This is a genomic window from Sulfuricurvum sp. RIFOXYD12_FULL_44_77, assembly GCF_001830725.1.
Classification (GTDB): Bacteria; Campylobacterota; Campylobacteria; order Campylobacterales; family Sulfurimonadaceae; genus Sulfuricurvum; species Sulfuricurvum kujiense_A.
Window position 1 is genome coordinate 2,647 of record NZ_MIBU01000052.1, and the last position, 9,522, is coordinate 12,168.

Genomic DNA, 9,522 nt, shown 5'->3' on the forward strand with positions numbered 1-9,522 from the left:
TAGCTCAGCGGTAGAGTAGGTGACTGTTAATCACTTGGTCGCTGGTTCGAATCCAGCATTCGGAGCCACCCCCCCCCTTCTCTTAAACAACTCACACTTTAACGTATTTTATTCGTCTCAGAATCATAATGATCACAAGAATACCCTCTAAAGCCCTCTATCAACCGAATAATATTTTTAATCGGCGTCGGGTTAAATAAACGACGAATCTGATGGTTATTGACACAATCTTCACAACGGCTTATCACACAATGGATTGCAATACTGACAACCAAGATGGGCTGAGAGGGAGAGGTTTGTATAATATGATCCACACATTGCTGACCGTTTTCAATCCCATGGTCAACCACGACAACATCATAGGTATCTTTTTGATAGGAGATAAAGACTTCACCCAAACTAGATGCGGTGTCAACAGTACAATTTGTTATAGCATCTTCTAAGAGCATTTTTCGGGTTTGGAGCTGAAATCCGACTTGGTCAATAATTAGTATTTTCATAACCGTATTATCGCGAAATTAGCCTCAAAGTTGATTAAATCGGCCTATAATCTTTTTTGACTATAATTACATTAATAAAAGAGAGAGTGGGGTTATATGAAGGGGATTATCTTAGCCGGCGGTAGCGGTACACGTCTCTATCCGATTACCAAAGGGGTCAGCAAACAGCTCGTCCCCATTTACGATAAACCGATGATCTACTACCCTCTCTCCGTACTTATGCTTGCCGGAATCACGAAAGTGCTTATCATCTCTACCCCAACCGATCTTCCCCGCTTTGAAGAACTCTTAGGAGACGGAAGCGATATCGGGATGCGTTTTGAGTATTGCGTCCAACCCTCACCTGATGGATTGGCTCAAGCATTTATCCTCGGTGCCGATTTTATCGGTAATGACGATGTCTGTCTCGTTTTAGGTGATAATATTTTTCACGGACACGGTCTTATAAAAATGCTCGCTCAATCCGTTCGCAATGTCACGGAAGAGAACAAGGCGACGGTATTCGGTTACAGAGTAAAAGATCCGGAACGCTATGGTGTTGTAGAATTTGATGCTGAGGGAAATGTCCTCTCTATCGAAGAGAAACCGGCGTTGCCTAAAAGCTCCTATGCCGTCGTAGGTCTCTATTTTTACCCCAACAGTGTTGTCGAAATCGCCAAGAATGTACGGCCTAGCGAGCGGGGTGAGCTGGAAATCACCACCGTCAATCAAACGTATTTAGCGCAAAATTCCCTCAAAGTTGAACTTATGGGACGCGGTTACGCTTGGCTGGATACGGGAACACATGAGTCGTTACTCGAAGCCAGTATGTTTATCCAAACCATCGAAAACCGCCAAGGGCTCAAAGTTGCTTGTATCGAAGAGATCGCCTATGAGATGGGCTACATAACAAAAGAAAAACTTTTAAAGCTGGCGTTGCCTTTGAGTAAAAACCAGTACGGTCAATATCTGATCCGCAGGGCCAACGAAGGAAAAACTCTCGTATGACGTTTACACGTACTGAAATACCAGATGTTGTGATCATTAACCCGAAAATACACGGTGATGCACGCGGTTATTTTGTCGAGACGTTTCGCGCCGATAAACTCGAAGAATTTTTAGGGTTTACTATCTCTTTTTGTCAAGATAACGAGTCATCAAGCAGTTATGGGGTCTTACGGGGTCTGCATTACCAGCTTCCACCCTATGCGCAAACTAAACTGGTACGAGTTATCGAGGGAAGTGTTCTTGATGTAGCCGTTGATATCCGCAAAGGATCACCCACCTTCGGTCATCATGTCACGGTAGAACTCAGTGGAGAGAACAAACGGCAAATGTTAATTCCACGTGGGTTTGCCCACGGGTTCGTCGTCCTCTCCGAAACTTGCACATTCGCCTACAAAGTGGACAATTACTACAATCTTGAGTGTGATCGAGGGATTGCTTTTGATGATCCGGCATTGAAACTTGATTGGATTGTAGAAAACGCTCAACTGCAACTATCCGCTAAAGATACCAAGCAACCCTTATTAAACGATGCAGATTTGTTTAATTTTGGAATTAATCTCTATGAATAAACATATTCTCATAACGGGGGCTAACGGGCAATTAGGCTCAGAGATTCGAACATTAAGTACGCTGTATCCGCAATACGAATTTACCTTTACCGATAGAACAACACTTGACCTTAGCAATCTGTGCAAAATGGAAAATTTTTTCGATGATCATACTTTTGATGCGATTATCAACTGTGCCGCCTATACGGCAGTAGATAAAGCTGAAAGCGAAGCAGACCTTGCCAAGACGGTGAATCACCGATTTGTCGATATGCTGGCAAAAATTGCTAAAAAACAAAACTGTACCTTGATCCACATTTCTACTGATTATGTCTTTGATGGGATGAATCACCGCCCGTATGTCGAAAGCGATCCTACTAATCCGCAAGGGATGTACGGAAAAACAAAATGTGATGGGGAAAATGCGATCCTCTCTGTAGCACCTTCCAATACGATCATTATTCGAACCTCATGGGTCTATTCGATTTTCGGTAACAATTTTCTCAAGACAATGCTCCGTTTAGGTCGTGAACGAGATACTCTCGGTGTCATTTTCGATCAGGTAGGAACTCCGACCTATGCGCGGGATTTAGCGCAAACTATTTTAGAGATTCTCCCCCGTATCAAGAATGAATCACCCCAAATCTATCACTACGCTAATGAGGGTGTTGCCAGCTGGTACGATTTTGCTCAGACGATATTTGAACTCTCCACTATAGAGTGTCAGGTCAATCCGATCACAACCGATCAATATCCGACTTCGGCAGTGCGTCCCCATTATTCACTTCTCAACAAAACAAAAATCAAAGCCGACTTCGGAATCATCATCCCTTATTGGAGAGATTCTCTTCAGGCATGTTTACAAGAACTAGGAGCCCAATCATGAAAACTATTCTAGTCACCGGATGCGCCGGATTTATCGGGAGCAACTTTGTTCCCTATTTCCTCCAAAAATATCCCGAAGTACGACTTGTCAATCTTGATCTCCTTACCTATGCCGGGGATATTGAAAATCTCTCTGAAGTTCAAAACAATGATCGACATATTTTTGTGCGAGGAGACATCTGTGATCGGGAGCTTGTCGAATCACTCTTTGAAACCTACGATATTCACGGTGTTATCCATTTTGCTGCAGAGAGCCATGTCGATAACTCCATCAAAAATCCGGGGGTATTTGTTCAAACCAACGTCAACGGAACCTTTACCCTCATCGATGTCGCCTATAAACACTGGATGGAGAAACCGTTTGTCTATAAAATAGGTTACGAGGATTGCCGTTTCCACCATATCAGCACCGATGAAGTGTACGGAACTCTCGGAGAGAGCGGTCTGTTCACCGAAGAAACCTCCTACGCCCCTAATAGCCCCTACAGCGCTTCTAAAGCGGGAAGCGATATGATTGTTCGTAGCTATCACCACACCTATGGGATGAACACGGTTATCACCAACTGCTCCAATAACTACGGTCCGAAACAACATGATGAAAAACTGATCCCGACCATTATTCGCAAAGCACTTTCAGGTGAAAATATTCCTATCTACGGTGACGGTAAAAATATCCGTGACTGGCTCTATGTCCTCGACCACTGTAAAGGGATCGATCTCGTCTACCACAGCGGACGAAGCGGCGAAGTGTACAATATCGGAGGACGCAACGAACGCAATAATAATCAAATTGCCGAGCGCATCTGTACATTGCTTGATACGATGCAACCACGCCATGATGCCAAAAGCTATAAAAAGCAAATCACCTATGTCGAAGACCGAGCAGGACATGATCGCCGCTATGCTATCGACGCAACAAAAATTGAAACGGAACTCGAGTGGAGTGCCGAAGAGACTTTTGATACGGGAATCGTGAAAACGATAGAGTGGTATTTGAAAAAATACACCGACCGATAGGGTCAATGATATGAAATATCCCACTTCAACACTCATTATCTCTGTCTACAAAGACACGGAAGCCTTGAATCTGATTCTTGAATGTGTCGATCAGCAAACGGTTAAACCCACTGAAGTCATTATTTCAGAAGATGGCGACAATCCCGACATGGCATCTTTTATCCTTCACGCGAAAGTTAAATTTCCAAATTTAAACGTAATTCATCTAACTCAAGAAGATGTAGGTTGGAGAAAAAATAGAGCATTAAATCGTGCTGTAGTTGCGGCAAAAAGTAACTATCTTATTTTTATCGATGGTGATTGTTTGCCCTATAGTACATTTATTGAAAATCACCTATTGTTATCTCAAGAAAATACCATTTTAGCCGGAAGACGGATAGAGTTTAATGAATCATTATCACATGAAATCAGACGAAAAACTATCCATTTTCATGATTTAACAAATCATTATTTCAGAAATTTACCTACTCTGCTAAAATTTAAAACGCGACATCTTGAAGAGATGTTTTATATAAATGCAAAAAATCCATTATCAAAATTACTTCGCAGAAAGGTAAACTTTCTTCTAGGCTGTAATTGGTCGTGTTATAAAAATGACTTACTAAAAATAAATGGTTTTGATGAAAATTTTATAGCTCCGACCTACGGGGAAGATACAGATGTGGCTATGCGCTTAAAGGGGATCGGTATAGAAGTAAAATCTTGTAGATACAGCGCAAATTTGGTTCATTTGTACCATAAAAAGAACTTCAACCAAGAACAAGCGCATACCAATTATCTTATTCATAATAAAAGCGCAGACAATAAGCAATATGTTTGTTTAAACGGGATTAAAAAAATAACTGTTAAGAAGTTCCCTCATAGCTCTTGAAGAAGGTTACAATACACTATTTGATATAATTAATGTTACTTAAATAGATATGATCAATTAAAGGCTTAACCTATGCATATTTTAGTGACCGGTGGAGCCGGATATATCGGTAGTCATGTTGTTAAACAACTACTTGAAGAAACCAGCCATGATGTTACTATTATCGACAACCTCTCTACCGGGCATCAAGCAACACTTGATACGTTAGAACACATAGCTCTCACCTCCAAAAATGGGGATCTTCGCTTTTACCGTACCGATTTATCCAATTTTGTCGAAGTTGAAAAAATATTTTTGGCTAACCGTTTTGATGCCGTCATGCACTTTGCCGCTTCGATTGTCGTCCCTGAGTCGGTTGTAAATCCCCTTAAGTACTATATGAATAACACCGTCAATACTACCAATCTCATAAAACTCTGTAATGAATATGGGGTACAAAAATTCATTTTTTCCTCCACTGCCGCCGTCTATGGCGAACCGGAAATCGTCCCCGTAAACGAAACGACCCCTACCGTTCCGATTAATCCTTATGGAATGAGTAAACTCATGAGTGAGCGCGTATTGCAAGATACGGCTGATGCAAATTCTGCTTTTCATTTTGTTATTTTACGCTACTTCAATGTCGCCGGGGCCGACATACACAATCGAATCGGACAAAGCTTCCCTAATGCCACCCATCTGATCAAAGTCGCCGCACAAACAGCTCTAGCTCAGCGGGGAAAAATCTCCGTATTCGGAACCGATTATGACACCCCCGATGGTACCTGTATTCGTGATTATATCCATGTCGATGATCTTGCTTCCGCTCATCTTCGAGCTCTTGAATATCTATCGCATGGGAACCGAAGCGATATTTTTAATTGCGGATACGGTCATGGGTTTAGTGTGTATGAAGTTATTGAAACAATGAAAAAAATCAGTTCTATTGATTTTACCGTAGAGACTTCTCCACGCCGTTCAGGTGACCCTGCTCTTCTCATTTCCGATAACACAAAAATCAAAAATACTCTTGCATGGGTACCTCACTATGATGATTTGGCACTCATTTGTAAAACAGCACTGGAGTGGGAGAAAAATGTATGACCAATATTATTTTATGCGGGGGATCTGGAACGAGGTTATGGCCTATCAGCCGTACTCTAATGCCCAAACAGTTCGTTAAACTTTTTGAGGACAAATCGCTCTTTCAACTCACCGTTGAGCGTAATAGTGCTGTATGTGATAAACAGCTCATCGTCTCTAATTCTGAACAATATTTTCTCGCTTTTAATCAACTTGAGGAGATCAATCAGGCTAATAATAGGTATATCCTTGAACCCGTAGGACGCAATACCGCCCCCGCCATTGCACTGGCATGTATGTCCCTCGATCCAGACGAAATCGTCCTTGTAACCCCATCCGATCATCTTATCAAAGATCAGCACGCTTATGTTCAAGTTATCACCCAAGCAGCCAAGTTGGCATCAGACGATTATTTAGTGACATTCGGCATTACCCCGACATTCCCCGAAACTGGATTTGGATACATCGAAGCCTCTGGTGAGGATGTAAAAGCTTTCCATGAAAAACCGGATCTCAAAACAGCAGAACTTTACGTAAATTCCGGAAATTATTATTGGAACAGCGGGATGTTCTGTTTCAAAGCAGGTCGCTTTTTGGATGAATTGCAAAAATGGAGTCCTGCTATTTTTGATGCATCCACTCAAGCGTACACCAATGCAACACATGAAGAAATGACCAAAATTTCTTACGAAGATATGAACGCCATTCCGGATGAAAGTATCGATTACGCCGTTATGGAGAAAAGCACTCGCGTCAAAGTGATCCCCTCATCGATCGGGTGGAGCGACGTAGGAAGTTTTGATGCCCTTAGCGATGTAATGCCGAATGATGCGAATAACAATTTTATCCTCTCGAACAAACCGGTCAATCTTATTGATGTCAAAGACCTCATTATTATCGATACTGAAGATGCCCTTTTAATCAGTCATAAAGGCTCATCCCAAAAAGTCAAAGAGGTTGTTCAACACTACAAACAAACCAATCCTGAACTCACCCATATCCACCGAACGGCGCATCGTCCGTGGGGAACGTATACCGTACTCGAAGATACCCCGGGGTATAAAATCAAACGCATTATGGTAAAACCGGGCAAACGGCTCAGTCTCCAAAAACATTTTCACCGAAATGAGCATTGGATTGTCCTCAGCGGCACCGCTACCGTTACCGTAGGGGAAAAAACTTTTTCCGTCCATCCCAATGAATCCACCTATATCAAAGCCGGAGAAATCCATCGCTTAGCAAATTTGGGTAAAATACCCCTAACCATTATCGAAACGCAAGTGGGTGAATACACCGGTGAAGACGATATTGTAAGAATTGAAGATGATTTTAATCGAGAAGGAAATGAATGAGTACCCCAAAAGTAGCTCTTATTACAGGTATCACGGGACAAGACGGTAGCTATTTAGCCGAATTTTTGCTCAAAAAAGGGTACATCGTCCATGGCATCAAGCGTCGAACATCTCTTTTTAATACCGACCGTATCGATCACCTCTACCAAGACCCCCATGTCGATAACCGAAATTTATTTTTGCATTATGGTGATATGACCGACAGTATGAATCTTACCCGTATCATCCAAGAAGTACAGCCCGATGAGATCTATAATCTCGCCGCTATGAGTCATGTTCACGTCAGCTTTGAGACACCCGAATACGTTGCTAATGCAGACGGCACAGGGACTCTCCGTATCCTCGAAGCGGTTAAGCTTTTAGGACTGAGCCAAAAAACTAAAATTTATCAAGCATCTACTTCAGAGCTTTACGGCAAAGTTCAAGAGACTCCCCAATCAGAAACCACCCCTTTCTATCCCCGTTCTCCTTATGCCGTGGCTAAAATGTACGCCTACTGGATCACCGTCAACTACCGTGAAGCGTACGGCATGTTTGCGTGCAACGGAATCCTCTTCAATCACGAGTCTCCCGTACGAGGAGAGACATTCGTCACCCGCAAAATCACCCGTGCCGCATCCAAAATCGCATTAGGGCTTCAGGATAAACTTTATCTGGGGAACCTCGATGCCAAACGTGACTGGGGACATGCCAAAGACTACGTTCGGATGATGTGGATGATCCTCCAGGCCGAAGAGGCTGAAGATTGGGTAATCGCGACAGGTACGACAACGACTGTCCGTGATTTTGTCCGGATGTCATTTGAGTATGCCGGAATCACTTTAGAGTTTCGCGGAGAGGGAGTGGATGAAAAAGGGTACGTACTCTCATGCACCAATCCCGATTACCAAGTCGAAATCGGTAAAGAGGTCGTAGCGGTAGACCCTCGCTATTTCCGACCGACCGAAGTCGATCTTCTCCTCGGTGACCCGAGCAAAGCAGAACAAAAACTAGAATGGAAACGGGAGTACCAACTCCAAGAACTTGTCGATGATATGATGAAATCCGATCTCAAACTAATGACCAAAGACGTTTACCTCCAAGAGGGCGGTTATAAAACAATGAGTTATTACGAGTAAATGATGGATAAAGAGAGCAAAATTTATATAGCCGGTCATCGCGGACTGGTTGGAAGCGCTATTATTAAAAATCTTGAATCCCGAGGGTATACCAACATTATCACTCGTACCCACAGTGAGCTTGACTTGACTAGCCAAAATGCGGTTTCAAGATTTTTTGAGAGTGAAAAACCGGAATACGTCTTTCTTGCGGCGGCAAAAGTGGGTGGTATTGTGGCCAACAACACCTATCGCGGCGAATTTATCTATGACAACCTGATGATACAAAATAATGTTATCCATCAGAGCTATCTTCACAAGGTCAAAAAGCTGATGTTTTTAGGAAGTACATGTATTTATCCTAAAAATGCTCCCCAACCGATGAGAGAAGAGTATCTCCTTACTGATACTTTGGAATATACCAATGAGCCCTATGCTATTGCAAAAATCGCCGGTATTAAAATGTGCGAGAGCTATAACCTCCAATACGGCACTAACTTTATCAGTGTTATGCCGACGAATCTGTATGGTCCTAATGATAACTTTGATCTAGAAACGTCTCATGTATTACCCGCCCTTTTACGCAAAATACATGAGGCCAAACTAAGCGAAGCTCCACGTGTTGAAATTTGGGGAAGTGGCAAACCGATGAGAGAGTTTCTCTGGTCAGAGGATATGGCGGACGCTTGTGTATTCCTGATGGAAAAACGTGATTTTAAAGATACGTTTAGTACCACCAGCGAAATCCGAAACACCCATATCAACATCGGAAGCGGTGTCGAAATCAGTATTCACGATCTAGCCTATCTTATTCGTGAGATTGTCGGCTATAACGGCGAGCTTTATTTTAATTCCGATAAACCCGACGGAACGATGCGTAAACTCACCGATGTGAGCAAACTCCATGCACTTGGTTGGAAACACACAGTAGAATTACGCGACGGAATTACACAAATGTACCATTGGTATAAAAATGAACAAGGAACTCTTTAAATGTATCTATTCACCTCCGAAGTGGTCTCCCCAGGACATCCCGATAAATGTGCCGATATCATTGCCGACAGCATCGTCGATCGTCTCATCATCGGTGATCCGAAAAGCCGTGTAGCGAGCGAAGTGTTTGTTGCAGGGAAACATGTCGTTATCGGAGGGGAAGTTACCTCTAATGTTCAGCTGAGTACCAAAGAGTACAAACATATCGCA

Annotated in this window: 11 protein-coding genes; 10 read left to right on the plus strand and 1 reads right to left on the minus strand. The window is 42.7% G+C overall.

Annotated features, from left to right (window positions below; all coding sequences use genetic code 11):
* Positions 1 to 98 precede the first annotated feature (98 nt).
* On the minus strand, positions 99 to 500 hold the full coding sequence (locus A2517_RS02515) for a hypothetical protein (RefSeq protein ID WP_294893805.1): 402 nt from the start codon (positions 498 to 500) through the stop codon (positions 99 to 101).
* 96 nt (positions 501 to 596) lie between these two features.
* Between A2517_RS02515 and rfbA the strand changes: the two genes are divergently transcribed.
* From rfbA to A2517_RS02565, 10 genes are all read left to right on the plus strand, one after another.
* A complete protein-coding gene (rfbA, locus tag A2517_RS02520; protein WP_294893807.1) occupies positions 597 to 1,487 on the plus strand; it encodes a glucose-1-phosphate thymidylyltransferase RfbA in 891 nt (296 codons plus the stop codon).
* Positions 1,484 to 2,056 (plus strand): dTDP-4-dehydrorhamnose 3,5-epimerase, encoded by a 573-nt coding sequence (gene rfbC / locus A2517_RS02525; protein WP_294893809.1) that lies wholly within the window; start codon positions 1,484 to 1,486, stop codon positions 2,054 to 2,056. Before rfbA ends, rfbC begins: the two co-directional genes overlap by 4 nt.
* On the plus strand, positions 2,049 to 2,921 hold the full coding sequence (gene rfbD / locus A2517_RS02530) for a dTDP-4-dehydrorhamnose reductase (protein WP_294893811.1): 873 nt from the start codon (positions 2,049 to 2,051) through the stop codon (positions 2,919 to 2,921). Before rfbC ends, rfbD begins: the two co-directional genes overlap by 8 nt.
* Positions 2,918 to 3,937 (plus strand): dTDP-glucose 4,6-dehydratase, encoded by a 1,020-nt coding sequence (gene rfbB, locus A2517_RS02535; protein ID WP_294893813.1) that lies wholly within the window; start codon positions 2,918 to 2,920, stop codon positions 3,935 to 3,937. Before rfbD ends, rfbB begins: the two co-directional genes overlap by 4 nt.
* A 10-nt stretch (positions 3,938 to 3,947) precedes the next feature.
* Positions 3,948 to 4,808: a glycosyltransferase gene (locus A2517_RS02540; protein WP_294893815.1), complete on the plus strand. Its 861-nt coding sequence runs from the start codon at positions 3,948 to 3,950 to the stop codon at positions 4,806 to 4,808.
* Positions 4,809 to 4,880: 72 nt separating this feature from the next.
* Complete coding sequence (gene galE / locus A2517_RS02545; RefSeq protein WP_294893817.1) at positions 4,881 to 5,891, plus strand: UDP-glucose 4-epimerase GalE; 1,011 nt, start codon at positions 4,881 to 4,883, stop codon at positions 5,889 to 5,891.
* Positions 5,888 to 7,222, plus strand: a complete 1,335-nt coding sequence (locus A2517_RS02550) for a mannose-1-phosphate guanylyltransferase/mannose-6-phosphate isomerase (protein ID WP_294893819.1) — start codon at positions 5,888 to 5,890, stop codon at positions 7,220 to 7,222. The genes galE and A2517_RS02550 overlap by 4 nt, the downstream gene beginning before the upstream one ends.
* Positions 7,219 to 8,340, plus strand: a complete 1,122-nt coding sequence (gene gmd, locus A2517_RS02555; RefSeq protein WP_294893821.1) for a GDP-mannose 4,6-dehydratase — start codon at positions 7,219 to 7,221, stop codon at positions 8,338 to 8,340. The genes A2517_RS02550 and gmd overlap by 4 nt, the downstream gene beginning before the upstream one ends.
* A 3-nt stretch (positions 8,341 to 8,343) precedes the next feature.
* Positions 8,344 to 9,312: a GDP-L-fucose synthase gene (locus tag A2517_RS02560; RefSeq protein ID WP_294893825.1), complete on the plus strand. Its 969-nt coding sequence runs from the start codon at positions 8,344 to 8,346 to the stop codon at positions 9,310 to 9,312.
* The coding region (locus A2517_RS02565; RefSeq protein WP_294893823.1) for an S-adenosylmethionine synthetase N-terminal domain-containing protein at positions 9,313 to 9,522 on the plus strand (210 nt) is incomplete at its 3' end.